The sequence below is a fragment of the Xanthomonas maliensis genome (assembly GCF_009192945.1).
GTDB lineage: Bacteria > Pseudomonadota > Gammaproteobacteria > Xanthomonadales > Xanthomonadaceae > Xanthomonas > Xanthomonas maliensis.
Genome location: NZ_NSET01000071.1, coordinates 21,860 through 44,019, shown reverse-complemented (window position 1 = coordinate 44,019; position 22,160 = coordinate 21,860). Strand labels below are relative to the sequence as shown.

Annotated in this window: 15 protein-coding genes and 1 pseudogene; 14 read left to right on the top strand and 2 right to left on the bottom strand. The window is 65.7% G+C overall.

What is annotated here, in order from left to right; genetic code table 11:
- The coding region (locus CKY51_RS20285) for an MFS transporter (RefSeq protein WP_152249785.1) at nucleotides 1-1,261 on the bottom strand (1,261 nt) is incomplete at its 3' end.
- Nucleotides 1,262-1,363: 102 nt separating this feature from the next.
- Entirely contained in the window at nucleotides 1,364-4,294 is a 2,931-nt protein-coding gene (locus CKY51_RS20280) for a TonB-dependent receptor (protein ID WP_031338967.1), read from the bottom strand.
- 436 nt (nucleotides 4,295-4,730) lie between these two features.
- Between CKY51_RS20280 and CKY51_RS20275 the strand changes: the two genes are divergently transcribed.
- From CKY51_RS20275 to CKY51_RS20200, 14 genes and pseudogenes are all read left to right on the top strand, one after another.
- Nucleotides 4,731-6,038: an MFS transporter gene (locus tag CKY51_RS20275; protein ID WP_022971428.1), complete on the top strand. Its 1,308-nt coding sequence runs from the start codon at nucleotides 4,731-4,733 to the stop codon at nucleotides 6,036-6,038.
- Between the two features lie 96 nt (nucleotides 6,039-6,134).
- Nucleotides 6,135-7,115: an endo-1,4-beta-xylanase gene (locus CKY51_RS20270; RefSeq protein WP_152249783.1), complete on the top strand. Its 981-nt coding sequence runs from the start codon at nucleotides 6,135-6,137 to the stop codon at nucleotides 7,113-7,115.
- 37 nt (nucleotides 7,116-7,152) lie between these two features.
- Nucleotides 7,153-8,571, top strand: coding sequence for a glucuronate isomerase (gene uxaC / locus CKY51_RS20265; RefSeq protein WP_031338964.1), 1,419 nt, complete (start codon nucleotides 7,153-7,155; stop codon nucleotides 8,569-8,571).
- Nucleotides 8,572-8,822: 251 nt separating this feature from the next.
- Nucleotides 8,823-9,874, top strand: a pseudogene (locus CKY51_RS20255) (hypothetical protein).
- 588 nt (nucleotides 9,875-10,462) lie between these two features.
- The gene (locus CKY51_RS22530) at nucleotides 10,463-11,509 is read left to right on the top strand and encodes a hypothetical protein (RefSeq protein WP_031338959.1); all 1,047 of its coding nucleotides are present in this window, start codon (nucleotides 10,463-10,465) and stop codon (nucleotides 11,507-11,509) included.
- Between the two features lie 399 nt (nucleotides 11,510-11,908).
- Nucleotides 11,909-12,955, top strand: a complete 1,047-nt coding sequence (locus CKY51_RS20240) for a hypothetical protein (protein ID WP_022971422.1) — start codon at nucleotides 11,909-11,911, stop codon at nucleotides 12,953-12,955.
- A gap of 453 nt (nucleotides 12,956-13,408) precedes the next feature.
- Nucleotides 13,409-14,596 (top strand): endo-1,4-beta-xylanase, encoded by a 1,188-nt coding sequence (locus CKY51_RS20235; RefSeq protein WP_022971421.1) that lies wholly within the window; start codon nucleotides 13,409-13,411, stop codon nucleotides 14,594-14,596.
- 77 nt (nucleotides 14,597-14,673) lie between these two features.
- The gene (locus tag CKY51_RS20230) at nucleotides 14,674-15,711 is read left to right on the top strand and encodes an SMP-30/gluconolactonase/LRE family protein (RefSeq protein WP_022971420.1); all 1,038 of its coding nucleotides are present in this window, start codon (nucleotides 14,674-14,676) and stop codon (nucleotides 15,709-15,711) included.
- A gap of 494 nt (nucleotides 15,712-16,205) precedes the next feature.
- The gene (locus CKY51_RS20225) at nucleotides 16,206-16,652 is read left to right on the top strand and encodes a DUF2147 domain-containing protein (protein WP_022971419.1); all 447 of its coding nucleotides are present in this window, start codon (nucleotides 16,206-16,208) and stop codon (nucleotides 16,650-16,652) included.
- Between the two features lie 84 nt (nucleotides 16,653-16,736).
- The gene (locus CKY51_RS20220) at nucleotides 16,737-17,657 is read left to right on the top strand and encodes a TorF family putative porin (RefSeq protein ID WP_022971418.1); all 921 of its coding nucleotides are present in this window, start codon (nucleotides 16,737-16,739) and stop codon (nucleotides 17,655-17,657) included.
- 2 nt (nucleotides 17,658-17,659) lie between these two features.
- Nucleotides 17,660-19,306 carry a xylulokinase gene (locus CKY51_RS20215; RefSeq protein ID WP_031338958.1) on the top strand — a complete coding sequence of 549 codons (1,647 nt, stop codon included), beginning with the start codon at nucleotides 17,660-17,662 and terminating at the stop codon, nucleotides 19,304-19,306.
- Nucleotides 19,293-19,973 (top strand): class II aldolase/adducin family protein, encoded by a 681-nt coding sequence (locus CKY51_RS20210; protein WP_022971416.1) that lies wholly within the window; start codon nucleotides 19,293-19,295, stop codon nucleotides 19,971-19,973. Before CKY51_RS20215 ends, CKY51_RS20210 begins: the two co-directional genes overlap by 14 nt.
- Before the next feature lie 11 nt (nucleotides 19,974-19,984).
- Complete coding sequence (locus CKY51_RS20205) at nucleotides 19,985-21,433, top strand: aspartate aminotransferase family protein (RefSeq protein ID WP_031338956.1); 1,449 nt, start codon at nucleotides 19,985-19,987, stop codon at nucleotides 21,431-21,433.
- 4 nt (nucleotides 21,434-21,437) lie between these two features.
- Nucleotides 21,438-22,079: a hypothetical protein gene (locus CKY51_RS20200; protein ID WP_022971414.1), complete on the top strand. Its 642-nt coding sequence runs from the start codon at nucleotides 21,438-21,440 to the stop codon at nucleotides 22,077-22,079.
- Nucleotides 22,080-22,160 lie beyond the last annotated feature (81 nt).

Below are 22,160 nucleotides of genomic sequence, written 5' to 3'. Positions count from 1 at the left end.
CGCCACCGACGCTCAGGCCGATCTTCAGCCCACACAGCATCGCCGAGAAGATGATGGCGGTGGCACGCCGATGGTTCTTCCATTCCGAGTAATCGGCCACGTCGGCGATCATCGCCCACAGCAGGGGAATCGTGATGCCGTAGAAGAAGCCGTGCAGGACGTAGGAGGCGAACACCCAGCCGATCGCCGTGGGCGGATAGACATAGAACGCCAGCAGGAACAGCGTGGACACCAGCAAGGCGCTACCGAACACATTGCGCTTGCCGTAGCGGTCGGCTAGCCGCTTGGAGAACCCGATGCCGACGATCATGGCGAGAATGCCACCGGCACTGAAGACGCTGAAGGCCGAGGTCGGTGCATCCTGCGGCCACTGCAGGGCGCCAATGCCGGCACCGGTCAGCAGCCGATTGCTGCCGGCGATCAGGCCATTGAAACCGGTGGTCTCAAGGAAGTGCGCCAGTGCGCCCGCATCCAGGTAGTACTTGAAGTAGTAGATGTACATCCCGCCCTTCAGGGCGAGATTGACGAACACCAGGATGGTCAGCGCCAGCATCACCAGCCAAGGGCGGTTGCGCACCAGGTCGGTCAGGTCCTGGCGCACGCTGCTGCGCTGCTCGCTGATCGGCAGCACGCGCTCGCGGGTGGTCAGGAAGGTGATCAGAAAGCACAGCGTGCCGATGCCGGCAAACAGCGCCATGGTGTTGCGAAAGCCCTGTGCCTTGTCGCCGTTGCCCAGGATCAGCACCAATGGCAGCAACAAGACCTGGATGACGAACTGGGCCAAGGTCACCGCCAGGAAGCGATACGCCGATAGGCTATTGCGTTGCTCCATGCTGCCGGTCAGCACGCCGCTCAACGCCGAGTAGGGCAGGTTGTTGGCGACGTACACCAGCATCAGCAGCGTGTAGGTGGCGAACGCATAGGCGATCTTTCCCTGCTCGCCCAACGCCGGTGTATTGAAGGCGGCCAGCGACAATGCACCGAACGGCAGCGCCGTCCACAGGATCCACGGACGGAACTTGCCCCAGCGGGTGCGCGTGCGGTCGGCCAGGATGCCGATCACCGGGGTGAACACGAAGGCGCCCAGCAGGCCGACGACGAAGATCAAGGTCGCCGCCACCCCGGCGGGGATACGGAACACGTCGGTGTAGAAGAACGCCAGGAACGTGACCAGGGTCTGGAAGATCAGATTGGCAGCCAGGTCACCCAGGCTGTAGCCGATCTTTTCGCGCAGGGACAACGGGAGGGAACGCTCGTTCATGGCGGCAGGCGAGGGAGTCGAGGGGCGCGGAAAACGCCGCGGCGCGCGCTGTGCCGTGGTCGGAGCCGACGTGGTGGCGTCGATGGCCGGTGAGCGCAGCACCTAGAAGGTACCCCGGATGCCAAGCATGATCGTGCGCCCGGGTTGGTAGAGATCGTAGGTCGCATTGGGCCAGGCGTAGGTGGTCCGCAACGGCTCGTCGGTGATGTTGGTGACGTTGAGCGTGAGCTGCGGCTTGGACGGCAGCCAGTCCAGCGCATAGCTGGCCGACAGATCGAGCTGGCCGCGTGCATCGGCGTTGAGGCGCGCATACGGAATGCCGTTCTGGTTGGCGCCGGAGATCACCATGTCGTCGTTCCAGGTGTAGGACAGACGCACTGACGCTGGACCCTTCTCCCAGTACACGGTGCCGTTCCACAGGTTCGGCGCCACGCCGACCGCCACTGCCGGCACGCCTTCGCCCTCCGAGTCCTGGCTGACGTGGGTGTAGTTCAGGCTGAAACCCAGTCCATCGACCAGACGGTCCAGTGGCTGCACCCAGATCGCCTCGGTGCCGCGGATATTGAGCACGCCATCGGCATTGACCTGGGTCTGCACATCGACCGTGGCCACGTCCGGACCGCCGCGTTGCTGCAGGCCGGCTTGCTGGATCGCCGCCAGGTTGTCGTAGGGCACGCCCAATGCGGTGAAGGGAATGCGGCGTACGCCGTTGACGGTGAAGCCAGTGATGCGCTTGTTGAACAGCGTCAGACCGACGAAGCCTTCACCGCCGGTGTACCACTCGCCGCCGAAGTCCACGTTGGTGGACAGGTAGGGCTTGAGGTTCGGATTGCCCTGGGTGGCGGTCTGCGCGGAGGGATCGCTGAAGTTGGTGTTGGGCAGCATCGCGCTCGGGTCGGGGCGGGTCAGCGTGCGCGAGCCGGACAAGCGCAGCACCACGCTGTTGGCCACATCCCAGGCCATGTTGAACGAGGGCAGGATCTCCTTGTAGTCCGAATCCAGCACCTGCAGCTGACGATTGCCGTTGATGGTGACCGGGCCGCTGATGGTCTGGTCGGTGGTCACGTAGCGCACGCCGGCGTTGAAGCGCAGGGTGCGGTGCCAGACCTCCGCTTCGGCGTTGGTCTCGATGTAGAAACCGTAGTTCTTTTCGCGGATGCCACCGGTGGAGGCGCCGGTGTTGGCGGAATTACTTTCCGGAGCGGCGTCGCGCAGCGGATAGTAGTTGGTGTCGCGCAGGAAGCGGCCGAAGTCGGCAGTGATGAAGCCATCTGGACCGGGGCGCAGATAGCTGGCCAGTACCGCCTGCGGAATGGCCGAACCAGGTCCGCCGTCGCAGACGTTGCCGCCATTGCCGCGGCAGACCACCTGCTCCCAGGCCGCGCTGTTGTCGAAACCGCGGATGGTGCGCTGGGCTTCGTCGTAGGCGACGCCGATCTTGATGTTGCGTCGATCCTCGCCGAATTGCAGGTCGGCGCGCGCGCCCTGCGTTTCGGTTTCGCGCTTCTCGTTCTGGATGTTGACGCGCCCGCCGGTCCAGCCCCAGCCCAGGTTGGGGTCGTTCAAATCCAGCGGACTGCTGATGACAGGGCGATCGCCGCCCTGATTGCGGTAGTCGACCGTGGTGAACGGGGACGTGACCAGGATGCTGGGCGACTCGCGCGCCAACCAGCTGCGGGTGGCATTGGCCTGCACATTGAGCTTGATGTCCTGCGCCTGGCCGAACAGCAGCTCGGCGCCGGGATTGATGCTCCAGAACTTGACGTTCTCGCGATACGGGCGTGCTTCCAGGAAGAACTGCGCATTGGTGAAGGTCGCGCTGGTGACCACGTTGTTCTGGTCCAGCTGCATGCCGAGCGGAATCATGTTGCCGTTGCGGCCGACCAGATTCATGCTGATCCGCTCGGTCGTGCGTTTGGCTTCGGAAAACAAGGTGTCCAGATAGAAGTGCATGCTGTCGCTGGGGCGCCATTCCAGCGACATCACCGAGGCATCGCGATCGCGATCGCCGCTCATGTAGACGGTGCGGCCCAGGCGCGGGATCAGCGCATCGCTGATCTGGTCGATGCTCAGGCCCGGATTGCGCGACAGCAGCCAGGCGGCGTCGATGGTCTGCCCGGCAGTGAGGCCGGCACCGGCGGTGGTCGGCACGGTATCGGGAATACGCCAGTTGCCGCCGCCGTTGATGTTGCACGCAGCCGGCTGGTTGGTGGCTGGCGTGCCCGCGGGCGGGGTCAGGCCGCACTGGGTGTAGGTCAGACCCGGATTGGTCCAGCCGACGCTTTCGAAGCCCTTGACGCCCAGTTTGCTGCGCACCGAGGCAACCCCAAACAGCGCGCCGAAGGTGCCGGCCTCGTTGGTCCAACTGCCCATCACCGCACCGCGCGGCGTGGTCTTTTCGCTGGTGCTGTTCCAGTCGGCCTGCGCCTGGTAGGTCAGATGCACGCCCGGGCGGTCGAACGGGCGGGCGCTACGCATGTCCACCACGCCGGAGACCCCGCCCTCGAGCATGCTCGCGGTGGGCGTCTTGCTGACGGTGAGCTGGGTAAAGAACTCGGTGGGAAACAGGTTGAGGTCGACCTCACGATTCTGGTTCTGCGCGTTCAGGCCGATCGAGGCGGTGGCGATGCTGGAGCCATTGAGCGTGGTCTTGGTGAAGCTGGTGCCCAACCCGCGGATGGCGATGTTGAGGCCTTCGCCGTTGACGTCGCGCGCCAACTGCACGCCGGGGATGCGGTTGAGCGACTCGGCGATATTCATGTCCGGGAACTTGCCGATGTCTTCGGCGAACACGGTGTCGCTGAAGGTCACCGAGTCGCGCTTGGCATCGGTGGAGTACTGGATGCTGCGACGATAGCCGGAGACGGTCACGGTATCGAGCTGGGTCACTGCATCGCTGCTGGTCGGCGGCGACTGCGGCGTGCCGCCGGCCGGCGCAGGGTCGGCGGACTGCGCCCACGCGCCACCGGCCATGCTCAACAGTACCGATCCCAGCGCACACGACAACGACGTTCTTGCGTAGCTGTTCTTCACCGTAATCCCTTCCTATCAGGTGAGCGAGTGGCTTGCGTGCAACCCCTGTGCAGGCGGTGCGGCACTCGCGCGTGGGGCGCGGACGGTGACGCCAGAATCGCCTGTTGAACACTGCCGCCCGATGGTAGCGCTACCAAATCCGTCACGGCACGCTGCAGGGCAGCATGGCATCAGCGGTGGCGCCATGCTGGGGAATGGATCGGTGCGCGGCGTACCGGTTGCCAATGCAGGTTGTTGCACTGCGCGTTGGCATCCTGGCGCATGCGTGTTAATGGTAGCGCTATCACCGGAAGCCCCGGATCATCCAGCGCAGGTGGAGTGGCGATGAATCGACGCGAGGATGGCCGTCACGGCCGGCGCTCAGCATGCCCGTCAGGGCAGCGTATCGGCCACACAGATATGCCCCGTGAGGTATCGCCCAGCCGGGAACGGTCCGATGGCGTCGATTGAGCGCCCCGACCAGCAGGCGGAGACGGCCACGCGCGTGCAGCCGCTGGGTCGCATGCGCTGGCGCATCTGTGCGCTGCTGCTGGCGGCGACCACGATCAATTACATCGACCGCCAGGTGCTCGGGGTGCTGGCGCCGTTTCTGCAAGCGCAGATCGGCTGGAACGAAATTCAGTACGGCTACATCGTCACCGCGTTCCAGGCGGCGTACGCGCTGGGATTGCTGTGCAGCGGGGCGATCATCGATCGCTTCGGCACGCGGATCGGCTATGCGCTGGCGATCGGCATCTGGAGCGTGGCGGCAATGGGGCACGCGCTGGCCACCGGCGTGGTGGGCTTTGCGGTGGCGCGGTTCTTTCTGGGGCTGGGCGAATCGGGCAACTTCCCTGCCGCGATCAAGACCGTGGCCGAATGGTTTCCGCGTCGCGAGCGCGCCCTGGCCACCGGCATCTTCAACTCCGGCTCCAACATCGGTGCCATCGTCGCGCCGCTGCTGGTGCCTGTGATCGCGACAACGTTGGGCTGGCAGGCGGCCTTCCTGTTCACCGGCGTGCTCAGCGCGTGCTGGCTGGCGGTGTGGTGGTTCGGCTACCACCCGCCGGAACGGCAGCCCGGCATCTCGGCCGCCGAGCTGGCGCATATTCGCAGCGATCCGCCCGAACCGGTACAGCGACTGTCCTGGCTGCAGGTGCTGCGCCATCGCCAGGCCTGGGCCTTCGTGCTGGGCAAATTCATCACCGACCCGATCTGGTGGTTCTTCCTGTTCTGGCTGCCCAAGTTCCTGCATGCGCAGTACGGGCTGAGCCTGTTGCAGCTGGGGGCGCCATTGATCGTGATCTTCGTGTTGGCCGATGTCGGCAGCATCGCCGGTGGCTGGATCGCCGGGCGCTTCATTGCCCGAGGTTGGAGCGTCAATCGCGCACGCAAGAGCGCCATGCTGCTGTGCGCGTTGGCGGTGGTGCCGATCGTCTTCGCCGCGCGGGCAGACAACCTGTGGTTGGCCGTGGCGCTGATTGGCCTGGCGACCGCAGCGCATCAAGGATGGTCGGCCAATCTGTTCACCCTGCCATCGGACATGTTCCCGCGTCCGATGGTCGCCACGGTCGTCGGTATCGGCGGATTCGCCGGCGCGGTGGGTGGCATGCTGATCGCGACCTTCATCGGCTTTCTGCTGCAGGCAACCGGCAGTTATGTGCCGGTGTTCCTGATGGCGAGCTCAGCGTATTTGATAGCGTTGCTGGTGGTGCATCGGCTGGTGCCGCGGTTGGAGCCAGCGCGGTTGGATCCACCGGCTTAGGACAGCCAGGCGATGCGCTTTGTGCAGTGGAATCGGGCCTGGTCCGTGCCGCTGCCCCATCGATGACTGTTCAATCACGGATCTAGGAGTTTCAGCATGTTGAAAACCTGTCGTTCGCTCTTGGTCGTTCTACTACTGGGTGCCTGCACCTGCGCTGCAGCCGCGCCGATCGCCGCTGGCAAACAGCGTACGCTCGGCAGTGCTTACAGCCCGTCGCAAGCGCAGGACTTCCTCAAGTACTGGAACAGCAACGTCCCGGAGAATGCCGGCAAGTGGGGCAGCGTCGAGCCGGTGCGCGGCCAGATGAACTGGGGCCAGCTCGACGAGGCGTACCAACTGGCCAAGCGGAACAAGCTGCAGTTCCAGTTCCATTGCGGAATCTGGGGCGCCCAGCAGCCGCTGTGGGTGCGCACGCTACCGCCGAGCGAACAGCTTGCCGCCCTCGAGCACTGGTTCGCCGCCATCGCGCAGCGCTACCCCGACATCGACCTGATGCAGGTCGCCAACGAGACGCTTCCCGATCACAACCAGCCCGATAACCGCCACAGCGATTCGGGCAATTATCTGCAGGCCCTGGGCGGTACCGGCAGCACCGGCGTCGACTGGGTGCTGCAGGCGTTCCGCCTGGCACGCAAGTATTTTCCCAATACCAAGTTGATGATCAACGACTTTGGCATCACTGGAGACAATAATGCCGCCAAGTTGTACCTGCGGACCATCCAGCTGCTACAGCAGGAACATCTGGTCGACGCCATCGGCATTCAGGGGCACGCCTTCGAGACCGCCTACGCGCCCCTGTCGGTGCAGCGGGCCAATCTCGACCTGCTGGCCACCACCGGCTTGCCGATCTACATCACCGAGCTCGATCTGGACGGCCCGACCGATGCCGAGCAACTGGCGGCCTACCAGCGCATCTTTCCGCTGTTCTGGGAGCACCCGGCGGTGCGCGGCGTCAACCTGTGGGGCTTTCGTCATGGGCTCTGGCGTGAAGACGAGGGCGCCTATTTGATCAATACGGACGGCAGCGAACGCCCGGCACTGACCTGGCTGCGCAGTTACGTGGCGAGCAAACCCTGACCGGCGCCCGCCACTTTCCCTCTGGCTGAGATCGACCATGTCCGCTTCCCCGTTGTCCTTGCATCCCGATCGGCTGCTGCCGGCCGATCCGGGCACGCGTGCGATCGCGCGCCGGCTGTACGCGCAGATCGCGCAACTGCCCATCATCAGCCCGCATGGCCACACGGACCCGGCCTGGTTCGCCACCAATGCCCCGTTCGCCAATGCGACCGAGCTGTTGCTGGTGCCGGATCACTATGTGTTCCGCATGCTGTACAGCCAGGGGATCGATCTGGATCAGCTGGGCATCCCGCGCGCCGATGGCACGCGGGCGCAGGTCGATCCGCGCGTGGCGTGGCAGCTGTTCGCTGCCCGCTACGCGTTGTTCCGCGGCACGCCCTCGGCGAGCTGGCTGGATCACGTCTTTCATGAGGTGTTCGGCTTGCGCGTGCGGCTGAGCGCCGACAGTGCCGATCACTACTACGACCACATCACCGCAGCGCTGCAGACGCCGGACTTTCGCCCGCGTGCGTTGTTCGAGCGCTTCGGCATCGAGGTGATCGCCACCACCGAGTCGCCGCTGGATCCGCTGCAGCACCATGCCGCGATCCGTGCCAGTGGCTGGAGCGGCCGGGTGATTACCGCGTATCGTCCGGATCCGGTCGTCGATCCGGAGCATGCGCAGTTCGCCGAGGCGTTGCAGCGATTCGGCGAACTCACCGGCGAGGATGTAGTGACCTGGTCCGGCTACCTGCGCGCGCATCGCCAACGCCGCGCCTTCTTCGCCCAGGCCGGGGCGACCTCCACCGACCACGGCCATCCCAGCGCCGCCACGGCGGACTTGTCGCCTGCCGAGGCGCAGCGCCTGTTCGACACCGTGGTGCGCGGCCAGGCCACGCCGGTACAGGCCGAGTTGTTCCGTGCCCAGGTGCTGACCGAGATGGCAGCGATGAGCCTGGACGATGGGCTGGTGATGCAGCTGCACCCGGGGTGCTTCCGCAATCACAATCGTTCGCTGTTGCAACGCCATGGACGCGACAAGGGCGCCGACATTCCGCTGCGCACCGATTACGTGCATGCGCTCAAGCCCTTATTGGATCGCTACGGCAACGAGCCACGCCTGCGATTGATCGTGTTTACGCTGGACGAGAGCACTTATAGCCGCGAGCTGGCGCCCCTGGCGGGTCACTACCCGGCCTTGCTGCTCGGCCCGGCCTGGTGGTTCCATGACGCCCCCGAGGGTATGTGGCGCTTTCGCGCGCAGACCCTGGCCAGCGCGGGCTTCTACAACACGGTGGGCTTCAACGACGACACCCGCGCTTTCCTGTCCATTCCGGCACGCCATGATGTTGCCCGCCGCGTGGACAGCGCCTTCCTCGCCACGCTGGTGGCCGAGCATCGGCTCGATGAGGACGAAGCGACCGAGGTGGCGATCGACCTGGCGTACCGTCTGCCCAAGCAGGCCTACAACCTGTAAGCGTTGCACAGCGACGGCATGCCGCTGTTGCTGCTTCGCCGCTGCGCGCGTGCGTCATGCATTGGAGCATCGCACGCCACCGCAGGTGCAGCGACTGGCTAAAAAGCCGTTCGATCAGACTGTGACGCAGAAGAGGACTTGCGCGTTCGTCAGAGCGGCGCCTTCGCTGCTGCGGGGACGGCTTCCGATTCGGCGGTGTTGTGACTGTCACAGGAAGGATGCTTGACACTCCATTCACGTGAGGCAGGCGAATGGACAAGATCGGAGCGAAGTATGTGCTTGGTGCATGCATTATTGGAAGTGTTTTCAGTGCAGCGGCCGCCACTAGTCCGCGGGGATCGACGCCGCTGGCCGCGTCGCGGCGATGTCGGCGTGGGAGGCGACGCTGCGGCAGGACGCGCCTGCCATGGAGGGCTGCTTCCGTTCGTCGTTCCCCAACAACGGTTGGCAGGCAGTGCGCTGCGCGCCGTCGCCGACGGTGGTCTCGCGGCCGCCGGCGATCGCTCACCGCAACGATGGCAGCCTCACCGCGCGCACCGAAGGTACGATGACCGTCGGTAACGGCGTCGACTACGCCGCACGCACCGGCTCGCGCACGCGTTCGGCGGTGGGATCGTTTCCCGTGGTGAACGGCGTGACCACCGGCGTGGAGGACTATTCGCTGCAGATCAACACCAACATCGACAAGAACTTCGTCACCTGTGTGCAGTTCGGCTATACCTCGTGCGCGACCTGGCAGCAGTTCATCTATTCCACCGATGGCGACGCCGATCCCAGCAATGGCCGCACGCCGGTCGCCTTTATCCAGGACTGGTTCATTGCCGGCAGCGCCGCCGAATTCAAGGCGAAAGGGTGCCCGGGTGGCTGGTTTGCCTATTCCGACAGCGACTACAACGCCTGCTACACCAATAGCGATGGGGTGGAGGTGCCGCTGGTGCCAGTCTCGGGGATCGGCAGCATCCAGCTGAGCGGCTCGGCGACCGCCGGTAGTGTGGATACCGTGATGTTCTCGATCAACGGTCAGGCCTATAGTGTCAGCCAGAACGCCAAGACGCTGAACATCAACAAGATCTGGCATCAATCCCAGTTCAATATCTTCGGCAATGGCGGCGGCAGCCCTTTGGTCTCCTTCAACGCCGGCTCGCAGGTAATGGTGAACGTGGCAGTGGACGACGGCACGCGGAGGTCGCCGACGTGCCTGGGCAACGCCGGGACGACGTTCGAGCAGAACAACCTCACGCTCGGCAGCTGCACAGCCTCTGGCGGTGCATCGCCCTCCATCACCTTTACCCAGAGCAACTGACGCCTGCGCAAACGCCCGGCGAGGCCCTGGCCTTTCCGGGCGTTTGTCGTCCTGGTAGGTCCCCATCGCCGCAGCGCCCTGCTGCCAGCTGGCATGGGACGCCAGCCTGTGGCCGTGGGCAGCGCTGGGTAGGTGCGGCCCACGCGCCAGGCACAGGGATGCCCAACCCTCGGGCATCGGCAGTGGCAGCAAGGCGTGAATACAAGGGTGCCGTGCGCTGTCCGCAGCCGAACCAGCTGACTCGGCCTGGCGATCCCCGCTTAAGGCTGGTTCCGTCACGAAATGTGCGTGACGGTTCGCACGTTCTCACGGGCGCCCATGACGGCGCCCCTGCAAGCACCGGGCTGTCGACCAGCGGCATTGCGCAGCACCCGCGCAGCGAACGCATCGGCGACTCCGATTGCGGATGCCGTCACGCAGCATCGACGCCGTGCGGATGCGCGCTTAACAAAAGAACGTGACAGACCCCATAGATGTCGCTTTTCGCGAACGGTCGACTTCGCTTTTCCGTATACGTCTTCATCACCGTGCATCGCGGGCCCGGCCGTGCGAGGAAGATCGTTTACTCCACCTTCATAAGGAACCGGAATGAAGAAGTTCGGATTACAGTCAGTGCTTGTCGTCTGCATCATCGGAAGTGTGGCCAGCGCAGCAGCCGCCACGCAGGGCTCGGCCATCAGCGCCGCCGGCCGTGCCGAGGCCATGTCGTCCTGGGAAGCGACGATCCATCAGCAAGCGCCGTCGATGGAGGGTTGCTTCCGCTCGGCGTTCCCGAACAACGGCTGGCAGGCGACGCGTTGCGCAGCGCCCCCGAAGTTCGTGTCGGTACCGCCGGCCGTCACCAATGGCAATAGCCGCACCACCACCGCGCACACCGATGGTGTCTTCACGGTCGGTAACGGCACCGATTACGCTGCGCGCACCGGCAATCTCACGCGTTCTGCAGTGGGCTCGTTCCCGACCGTGAGCGGCGTGACCACCGGCGTTGCCGATTATTCGCTGCAGATCAACACCGACATCGCCAGCAATCCCACCACCTGCTCGCAGTTCGGTTACTCCACCTGCCAGACCTGGGAGCAGTTCATCTACTCCACCGATAGCGACGGCGATGCCAGCAATGGCCGTACCCCGGTCGTCTTCATCCAGGACTGGTTCTTCGCGGGCAGCAGCTCGCAGTACAACTCGGTGGGCTGTCCGTCCGGCTGGAACGCCTATTCCGCCCAGAACGCCTGCTACCGCAACAGCAATGCGGTGAGTGCGCCGCTGGTCGCGGTCAAGAACATCGGTACGATCAAGCTGACCGGCTCGGCGACTGCCGGCGGCGTGGACACGGTGTCGTTCTCGGTCAACGGCCAGGCCTATAGCGTGAACCAGCCCGCCTCCACGTTGAACATCAACAAGATCTGGCGGCAGTCCGAGTTCAATATCTTCGGCAACGGCAGCGACAATCCGGTGGTGTCGTTCAACCGCGGCTCGAGTGTCACGGTGAACGTGGCCGTCAACGACGGCACGACCAATGCCCCGACGTGCCTGGGCAACGCCGGTACCACGTTCGAGCAGAACAACCTGACTCTCGGCAGCTGCACTGCCTCGGGTGGTTCGTCGCCGCGCATCAGCTTCACCCAAAGCAACTAACGCGACGCATGCGTGCTCAACGCCCGGGAAGGCAGTGGCCTTCCCGGGCGTTTGTCGTCGTAGGCGTTTCGGCCGCCCGATGACGCGAGGCTTGTGCTGCGCCCGGGGTATCCGCGAGGTCTGCGGATCACGCGTGTCATGGCTTCACGCGCGGCGCTGCTGACACATGCCCATGGTCTTTATCGCCGTCGATGGCCGCATCGCTCCGATCGCGGTGCCGCAATCCAGACCCAGCAGGTCGCAGATGGCATTGCATCACGGCTAGGCTGTGATGGAGGCCGATTTGTGCATGCCGCCTTACCAGCGCCTTCGCCGGCGCGCAGATCGCTTCTGGCTTGGCGGTCGTGCGACGTCGCTGGCGAGCGTGATCCTGCGCTCCACCCATCATCAGGAACGCACATGAGGCATATCGCAGTGAAGTCCTTGCTTGCCGCCTGCATCATCGCAGCCACGGCCAATGCAGCGGAAACCGGGCAAACAGCGGCGACCGCATCGGCTGGCCGCACCGCGGCGATCTCGTCCTGGGAAGCCACGATCCGCCAGGAGGCGCCCGCGATGGAGGGCTGCTTCCGTTCGAGCTTTCCGAATATGGGCTGGCAGGCAACACGCTGCATGGCGCCGTCCAAGCGAACCCCGTCGCCGGCGACCGTCAATCGCGGTGAGAGCCGTTCCACGACCGCACACACCGATAGCACCTTCGTGGTCGGCAATGGCAACGACTACGCCGCCCGCACGAGTCGACTGACACGCTCGGCGATCGGCTCCTTTCCCAGCGTGAGCGGCGTGACGACCGGCGTGGTCGACTATTCGTTGCAGATCAATACCGACAGCATCAGCAATCCGACCACCTGCGCACAGTTCGGTTACTCCTCGTGCGAAACCTGGGAGCAGTTCATCTACGACACCGACTACGACGGCGATAGCAGCAATGGCCGGACGCCGGCGGTCTTCATCGAGTACTGGTTCTATGCTGATAGCAGTTCCGAATACACGTCCAAAGGTTGCCCGTCCGGCTGGAACACCTATGCGGACCAGAACGCCTGCTGGCGCGATGGCAATCTGGCCAGCGCGCCATTGGTACCGCTGTCGAAAATCGGCAGCATGAAGCTGAGCGGGTCGGCGAAGGCCGGAGGCGTCGACACTGTGACGCTGTCCGTCGATGGCCAGGCCTATAGCGTCAGCGACAGCGCCTCCACGCTGAACATCAACAAGATCTGGCGGCAATCCGAGTTCAACATCTTCGGGCATAACGGCGACGATCCGCTGGTGTCGTTCAACCGCGGCTCGCGGGTGACGGTGAACGTGGCCGTCAACGATGGCACGACCAACGCGCCAACCTGTCTGGGCAACGCAGGCACCACCTTCGAGCGGAACAACCTGACGCTTGGCAGCTGCACTGCGTCGGGTGGTACCTCACCGGCGATCACTTTCACCCAAAGCAATTAATCGCGCCTACCGCCCGGCACGCCGTGGTTTGCCGGGCGGTGATTTTCGCAGCAGCCACGATTCTGCACTGCTCGGCGCAGCGCCCGCGGCTCGATCGCACACTGGCGTTGGTTGTGACCTGCATGCCGTCCAACAGAGGCGCACGGATTGACGCTGCTGGCGTCTGCGCGCAAATCCTCGTGAGTCATCGACACCTCCGCTGACCGTCCAGGTCGCCGATGCGGCGCGGGCATGCCTGCGCCGCAACGCCTGTGCTTGCTGTCTGTCGTCGGCATGCGCCGACGCAGGTCAGGCGCTGCCCGCGGAGACGGAAGCCGCTATGCTGCATCACCGCCATCGTCTGCTGTAGGCGGACTGTGCCATGGCCTTGCGCATCCTGCGCACGCACGCTGCGTTGCAGGGTCGTCGCCGCGTGCGGTCAGGTCTCCCGTCCCCCGTTCTCGAGCTGCCGCCATGTCTGCACGTCACTGGTTCTCCTTGCTGTTGCTGGCTGGCCTGGTGGCCAGCAGCGCGATCGCCAGCGCTGCGCCGTCGGCGGCCGCCACCCCGCCCTGTCCCGAGAAGACGCTCAAGCAGGTGTATGCCGATGCCTTCCTGATCGGCACGGCCGTGAACGCAGAGATCGTTTCCGGCCGCGATGCCGCGTCGGCGGCCTTGGTTGCCTGCCACTTCAATGCGCTCACGCCCGAGAACGTGATGAAGGCCGAAGTCGTGTCGCCGCGTCGTGGCGTCAACGATTTCGCCGCCGCCGATGCCTTCGTCGATGACGCACGTGCGCAGCACATGTTCGTGGTCGGCCACACCCTGGTCTGGCACAACCAGACGCCGGACTGGTTCTTCACCACCGCTGATGGCAAGCCCAATACGCCGGCACAACAACTGGAGCGCATGCGCCAGCACATCGCGCTGGTGGCGGGCCGCTACGCCGGCAAGGTGCAGGCCTGGGATGTGGTGAACGAAATCATCGACGAGGACGGACGCTACCGCGACACCAACTGGGTGCAGCGGGTCGGCGATGGCGATACCGTCGTGCGCAACGCCTTCGCGTTCGCGCAACGCTATGCGCCCAATACCGAGCTGTACTACAACGACTTCAATGCCTGGCGTCCGAGCAAGCGCGACGGCATCGTGCGCATGGTCAAGATGTTGCAGGCTGCCGGAGTGCGCATCGATGGGGTCGGCATGCAAGGCCATTGGGGGCTGGATTATCCGAGCCTGCGCGAGATCGAGGACGCCATCGATGCCTATGCTGCGCTCGGCGTCAAAGTGATGATCACCGAGCTGGACATCGACGTGCTGCCGCTGACCAAAGAAGGTCAGGTCATCGGCACCGGGCTGGCGCACAAGCAGTTCCAGCTACCAGAGTTCAAGCGTTTCCTCGATCCCTATCGTGCGGGTTTGCCCTCGCAGGTGCAGACGCAACTGCGCGATCGCTATGCCGAGCTGTTTGCGCTGTTCTGGCGCAAGCGCGACAAGCTGGCCCGGGTCAGCGTGTGGGGTGTCAGCGATGCGATGTCGTGGAAGAACGACTATCCGGTGCCGGGGCGTATCAATTATCCCCTGCTGTTCGATCGCGATCGCCAGCCCAAGCCGGCACTCGACGCAGTGCTGGCAGTGCCGGAGCAAGCGCAAGCGCACTGATCCGTCGTGCCCGCGTTGCAGCATCGCCTCGCATGCGGCGGTGGCATCATGGCTGACCCTTGCTCAGGAATCTGCCGATGCGTGTCTCGCTCCGTCTGCTCGTGGCTGCCATGTCTGTCGCAACCTTGACGTGTTGCGCGAATACGCAGCCTGCGCCCGCATCGCATGCGTTGATCGGCCAGGTGAGCCGCTTCGATCCGGCGATGCAGCGTCTCGTCGCTGCCGACGCACGCATCGAACGGCTGGCCGAAGGCTTCACCTGGTCGGAGGGGCCGACCTGGGTCCGCAAGGGTGGCTATCTGCTGTTCACCGATGTGCCGCAGAACACCTTGTACCGCTGGTCCGAACGCGATGGGCTGTCGGTGCTGCTCAAGCCCTCCGGTTATGCCGGTCCGCCGATGGAGGCTCTGCGCGAAGCCGGCGCCAACGGCCTGTATGCCGCGCCTGACGGCAGCGTGTTGTTGGCCGATTCGGGCAATCGACGAGTAGCGCGTCTGGATCCGCTCAGCCGCCGCACCACGACGCTGGCGAGCGGCTTCGACGGCAAGCGCTTCAACAGCCCGAACGATCTGGTGCGCCGTCGCGACGGCGCGGTGTTCTTCACGGATCCACCCTATGGCCTGAAGGATCTGGATGCTTCGCCGATCAAGGAACTGCGGTTCAATGGTGTCTATCGCCTGGACGCCGATGGCAGCGTGCATCTGCTTGACGATGGCCTGAGCTTTCCCAACGGCATCGCCTTGTCGCCGGACGAGCGCACCTTGTACGTCTCCAATTCCGATCCGAAGCGGCCGATCTGGATGGCCTATACGCTGGATGCGCGTGGCGCGGTCACCGGCAAGCGCGTGTTTGCCGACGCTTCGGACCTGGTCGCCCAGGACGCGCCGGGTTTGCCCGACGGCATGGCGGTAGCGGCCGATGGCCATCTGTTCGCGACCGGTCCGGGCGGCGTGCTGGTGTTCACTCCCGACGGTCGGCGCCTGGGGCGCATCGAAACCGGGCAGCCGATCTCCAACTGCGCGTTCGGCGACGATGGGCAGACGCTGTATATGACCTCCAACGCCATGTTGACGCGTCTGCGGCTGCAGGTACGCGGTCTGGAGTTCACGCGCTAGCGGCTTGCACGCTCCGGCCGCGCGATGGCCGACGTGAAACGCGCAGCCCGCCGGCCTTCGGCGCACCGACGCGCGCGTCATGCAGACGCGCGTTGATGGACCGCGCCCGCTTGCGGGGGCAGGCGTCTGACCTGGCGCGAGCGGTGACCTGCGCCCGCTCATGACGCCGTTGCGGCGGGGAGCGCCAATGGGATGTCGTGCCGCTGCCGCCGTGCTCGGCGTGTGCCGTCGCGCACGCGCCGAGCAGTGCCTTGTCGAGCCCCTCCGCTGCCTGCCGCATTCACGCCTCGAAGCAGTCGTAACCGTGGTGCGTCGCATCAAATCCGCGGCCAACCCGCCTGCTGGCGACCCGCTCGACGGCCGCAACGCCTACTGCCGCAAGGCGTTGCAGGTAGTGCTCGCTCGCCGCACTCGAGCGTGTTGCAAAAAGATAATCATCGCTATACGGTAGTTTTCACTACTGTCCTCAGCGGGTCTCCCGCAAGGTTGCGGCAATGATCGACTCTCGCCTTTCCCATGTTCTGCGCACCCTGGCCTGTGTCGTGGCAGCCGCGCTGCCGGCAGCATCGGCGGTGGCGGCGACGGCCTCGCCAGTCCAGGGCCTGTGGATGACCTCGGCCAAGGATGCAGTGATCGCCTTCGCGCCCTGCAGCGATGCGGCCAGCTCGGTGTGCGGGCGGATTGTGTGGGACAAGGACGCCGGCACGCCGAAGGACACCTGCGGCGTGCAGATCGCGCGGCTGGATCGCGACGATAACGGCACCTGGCGCGACGGCTGGGCATTCGATCCGCGTAGCGGCAAGCGCTACAAGGCCACGCTGCGCAGCAAGGGCGACAGCCTGACCTTGCGCGCCTTCATCGGCGCAGAAGTGCTGGGCGAAAACATGCTGTTCACGCGCGTGCAGACCGTGCCGTCCACGCCGGTGTGCGCCAGCCACTAGCTGCGGCCAGTGCGGCACGACCGCGCAGCACCGACCGCCGCGATCGCGTCGGTTCTCACTTACTTCTACCGGGGGGGAATCCAGATGGCGAAGATCCATGTCAGCGCAGTCGTCGCGTGTGCGTTGCTGCTGCAGGGCGGGGCTTGTCTGCCGGCGCAGGCCCAGCAAACCGACACCGCGAGCGAAGGGGCCGTGGCCACCTATCAGTTCGACAACCAGATCAAGCTGATGAGCGAGCAGCGCACGCGCGGCATCTCCGATTCGCTGATGCGGCCCTCGGCCAAGTGGAGCACCCAGTTCGTGCATGCCAGCGGGCTGGTCGCCTTGATCGAGGTCGCCGGAGTGAGCAAGCGCCAGTTCGTCAACGGCGACGGCCTGGGCGTCACCCTGGCCGGCGGCTACCGCTTCGGCGATCCGGATCGCTGGCACGCCGGTGTGGGGCTGGCCACCGAGCGCTTCCCGGGGGCGCGCTTCATGGCGCCGCACAGCATCGATCTGGAAACCGGCACGCCGACCGACCTGCGCACCACCAACTACAACAGCGATTTCGCCGTGATGGAACTGGGCTACGGCATCGTCGAAGGACGCGCGTTGTATGTCTTGTCCAAGACCTACCGCGGTGCCGATACCGGCGGCGTGTGCGGGCAGATCCTGCGCTTTTCCATCGATCCGACCGCTGCCCTGCAGTGCTATGCGCGCGGCGAACAGGACTCGCGCGGCACCGTGCTGGCCGACCTCAGTACCCAGTTGCCATTGCTGCCGTCGTTGCTACCGTCCACCACACTGCGCCTGCATGCCGGCTATCAGAAGCTGGCCAACTTCCGCGAAGGCAACTTCGCCGACTACCAGATCGGCATCACCCATCGCCGCTGGGGCCTGGACTGGAACCTGGACTGGCTGACCACCAACACCAACGCGCATCAGTTGTATTGGGTGCAGGACGGCGAGCGGATCCGCAAGACCGACGGCGATGCGCTGGTGTTCTCGATCGGCTACACGTTCTGATGATGCGCACGCAAACGCTCGCAGACGACACCGGCGGCAATGCGCCGCTGGTGCTGGCGGTGGACCTGGGAACCTCCGGCTGTAAATGCGCACTGGTCACCCTGGACGGCAAGGTAGTCGCCTGGGCATTCGAACCGGTGCAGCTGCATGTACACGGTGTGGGCGCCGAGCAGGACCCGCATGCCTGGTGGGACGCCTTCATCGCCACAGCCTCGGCGGTCGTGCAGGGCGATGCGGCGTTTCGCCAGCGCGTGGTGGCGGTGTGCTGCTCGACCCAGGGCGAGGGCACCGTCTGCGTGGATCGCAACGGCGAGGCGATCGGACGCGCCTTGCTGTGGCTGGACATGCGCGGCCAGGCGGCAATCGCCCGCCGTTTGCGCGGACGCTGGCTCAATGTCGGTGGCTATGCGCCGCTCCGATTGCTGCAGTGGCTGCGCCTGAGCGGTGGCGCGCCGGCACGCAGCGGCAAGGATTGCGCCGGCCATATCGCCTATCTGCGCGACCACCAGCCCGAGCGCTATCGACGCACCTACAAATTCCTCAATGTGCTCGATTACATGAACCTGCGCCTGACCGGCCGGTTCTGCGCAACACCCGATTCGATGCTGACCACCTGGGTCACCGACAATCGCGACCCGCACTGCATTCGCTACGACGCGGGCCTGTTGCACATGGTCGGCGTGGAGCGCGACAAGCTGCCGGACCTGGTGCCGTCCACCGCCGTGCTGGGGCCGCTGCTGCCGCAGGTGGCCGCAGCGCTCGGGCTGTCGCCGCAGACCGTGGTGGTGGCCGGGGCGATCGACACCTCGGCAGTGGCGGTGGCCGCGGCGGTGGAGGATCACGCCGCGCACCTCTACCTGGGCACGTCCTCGTGGCTGGGCGCGCATGTGCCGCGCATGAAGACCGACGTGCGCAGCGCGATTGCCGCGGTGCCGTGTGCGGTGGAGGGGCGCTACCTGGCGATCGCCTTGCAGACCACCGCCGGCGCCAATCTATCCTTCCTGCGCGACCGCATCCTGTTCCATGCCGATGAGCTGCTCAGCGACGAGGAGCGGCCAGACGTCTACGAGGTGCTCAACCGGATCGCCGCACGCGTGCCGGCCGGGGCCAACGGGCTGATCTATATGCCGTGGCTGTTCGGCGAACGTACGCCGGTGGAAGACCCCAGTTTGCGGGCCGGGCTGGTCAATCTCTCGCTGATGCACAGTCGCGAGGACATGATCCGCGCGGTCATGGAGGGCGTCGCATTCAACACCCGCTGGATGATGGAGCCGTTCGCACGCCTGCTCGGTCGCGACCCGGGCACGATCGCCGCGGTCGGCGGCGGTGCGCAGTCGGATCTGTGGTGCCAGATCATCGCCGACGTCAGCGGCCGGCCGATTCGCCAGCTGCACAACCCGATCCAGGCCAATGCGATCGGCGCGGCCTTCATCGCCGGGGTTGGCCTGGGCCGGCTCGGCTTCGGCGATCTGGCCACGCTGCAGCGCCCACGCCGGGTCTATGAGCCGGATGCGGGCACGCGTGCGCTGTATGACGATCGCTATGCGGTGTTCAAGGACTTGCAGCGCACGCTGGCGCCGATCTATCGACGCTTGAATCCCTCCACGCCTGTCCCCGCCCCGGAGGTCGCCGCACATGTTTGCCCGTGAGCAGCGCCAGCGCGTGGTCGCGCTGTGCGTCGAGCTGTCGCGCCGCGGTTATCTGGCCGGCACCGGTGGCAATGTCGCCCTGCGCATCGACGCCGAGTGCTTCGCGGTTACTCCGTCGGCGATCGACTACCTGAGCATGCAAGCCGAGGATATCTGCATCGTCCGCACCAGGGACCTGCACCAGCTCGAAGGCGCGCGCACGCCGTCGGTGGAAACCGGTCTGCACGCGCAGGTGATGCGCCGGCGCCCGGACGTGGGCTGCAGCATCCATACGCACCAGCCGATCGCCAGTGCCTGCACTTTGCTGGGTGCGCCATTGGATGTCGCGCAACCGGCGCTGCGTCGGTTGCTCGGCGCCACGATTCCGATTGCCGGCTACATGCCGTCGGGCACCGGCGTCTTGGCATGGTTGCTGGCGCGGCAGCTGCGGCCCAGCGTCAATGCCTATCTGATGCGCAACCACGGCGTGGTGTGCTGCGGCGCCGACCTGGAGGCCGCCGTGGCGGTGGTCGAGGCATTGGAGCTGGTCGCGCGCAACCATTTGCTGGCGCAGATCCAGGCGCGCGCGACCCGCGATCCCAGCGCCGTCGCCGGCCTGCAGCGGGTGCTGAGCGCGCTGGATTCCAGCCGGCACGCGTCCGGCGCGTCCCTTCTTTCCAAGACATGATGACACCGACGATGAGCGTGACTTCCGCGATTTCGCAATGGCCCGACGTGGACCAGCTGTATCGCCACTTCGACGCACTGGTCAAGCAACCGATGCGGCCGATCCGGCGCGAGGGCATGGACAAGGTGATGCGCTACTTCGAGCAGCGCTGCCAAGGCTCCAAGCAGCTGGGCGAAGCAGCGCAACGGGTGATTCCCGGCGGCGTGCAGCACAACCTGGCGTTCAATTACCCATTCTCGCTGGCGATGCGCAGCGCCGATGGCGCCTATCTGACCGACGTCGACGACAATCGCTATATCGACTTCCTGCAGGCCGGCGGCCCCACCTTGCTCGGCTCCAATCCCCCGGCGTTGCGTGCCCGCGTCAACGAGGTGCTGGACCAGTGCGGACCGGTGACCGGACTGCTGCACGAATACGAGGTCAAGCTGGCCGAGCTGGTCTGCGCCAGCATGCCGGCGGTGGAGATGGTGCGCCTGCTCGGCTCGGGCACCGAGGCGGTGATGGGCGCGGTGCGCTTGGCGCGCACCTATACCCGCAAGCGCTGGATCATCAAGATCGGCGGCGCGTATCACGGCTGGAGCGATCAGTTGGTGTACGGCATGCGCCTGCCCGGCACCGGGCGCATGGAGGCGATCGGTATTCCGCGCGGCGCCACCGCGCATACCCAGGAATGCCTGCCCAACGATCTGGACGCGCTGCGCCGCAAACTGCAATTCAATCGCCTGCGCGGCGGTACCGCGGCGGTGCTGCTGGAGCCCTTGGGCCCGGAGAGCGGAACCCGTCCGGTGCATCCGGACTACAACCGCCAGGTGCGCGCGCTGTGCGACGAGTTTGGTGCGCTGTTGATCTTCGACGAAGTGGTCACCGGTTTCCGGCTGGGTCCCGGTGGTGCGCAAGGCTACTTCGGCGTTGCGCCGGATATCACCGTGCTGGGCAAGTGCCTGGCTGGCGGCTACCCGATGGCCGGGGCGATCGGTGGCCGCCGTGAGGTGATGATGAGTCTGGTGGGCGGCATCGGCACGACGGCGCGGCGCGCCTTCGTCGGCGGCACGCTGTCGGCCAACCCGCTGTCCTGCGTGGCCGGTTACTACGCCTTGCTGGAGGCACAGCAGAACGATGCTGCCGGCCGTGCCGGTCGCGCCGGCGATCGTCTGCGCGCGGGCCTGGAGGCGATCATCCAGCGCCGTGGCCTGCCCTACGTGGTCTACAACATGGGTTCGATCGTGCACCTGCAGACCTCCGGCGTGTTGCTATTGGATACCGGCAACCTGTACAAGCTGTGGCGCGCACGCAACGAGGCCAAGGCACGCAAGCACATGATGGAAGAGATGGGTGCGGCGTATTCGGCGCATGGCCTGATTACCCTGGCCGGCAGCCGCATCTACACCAGCATGGCCGATACCGATGCGGTGATCGACGAGGCCTTGAACCGTTTCGACGATGTCTTCGCGCTGGTCTGAGCCGATGAACACCGTGGAGACCTTGCGCGATACCTGGCTGCAGACCCGCGAACGCCTGCAGGCCAAACACTTGCTCGGCGACGACGCGGCGGCCTTGTCGCTGCGTTGCCCGGGTGCGACGACGATGTGGGTTGGCGGGACAACTGCAGCCTCGCCACAGCTGCTGGACTGGCGCGACAGCGCTGCGCTGCACGCGCCCTTCCGCCTGCATGCGCAGGTCTATGCGCAGCGTGGCGATGTCGGTGCGGTCGCGTGGTCGGCCGGTGTCTTCGGCCATTGCCTGGTCGAGGTGGGTGGCCTGCTCCCACAGGTGTTCGATGAGCAGGCGCGACACCTGGGGCCGATGCCCGCGCCGACCGCGTTGGACGCGGCGGCCGCGGCGCTTGCCGGCGCGGTGGGCAATGCGGTGCTGGTGGCGGGGCGGCCGCTGTGCGTGGCCACCAGTGCCCGGCGGCTGGCCTTGAATATCGAGCTCTTCGAAAAATGCGCCAAGGCCTATGTGCTGGCCGCGGCCACCGGCGCGCCGACGGGTGTGCTGCCATGGTGGGTGCGCCGCATCGCCAACGGGCGCCTGCGCAAGGACCAGCGGCGCGCGGTGGCGGCCTTCGCCAGCGGCGAGCTGCCGGTCGAAAGCACTTCCTATTGAGAGCCTGACATGCGCGCCACGCACGCCTCATCGCTATCCGCTCCGCTGGCGCGCGCGACCGCGGCCGAACCGCCGTTGGCT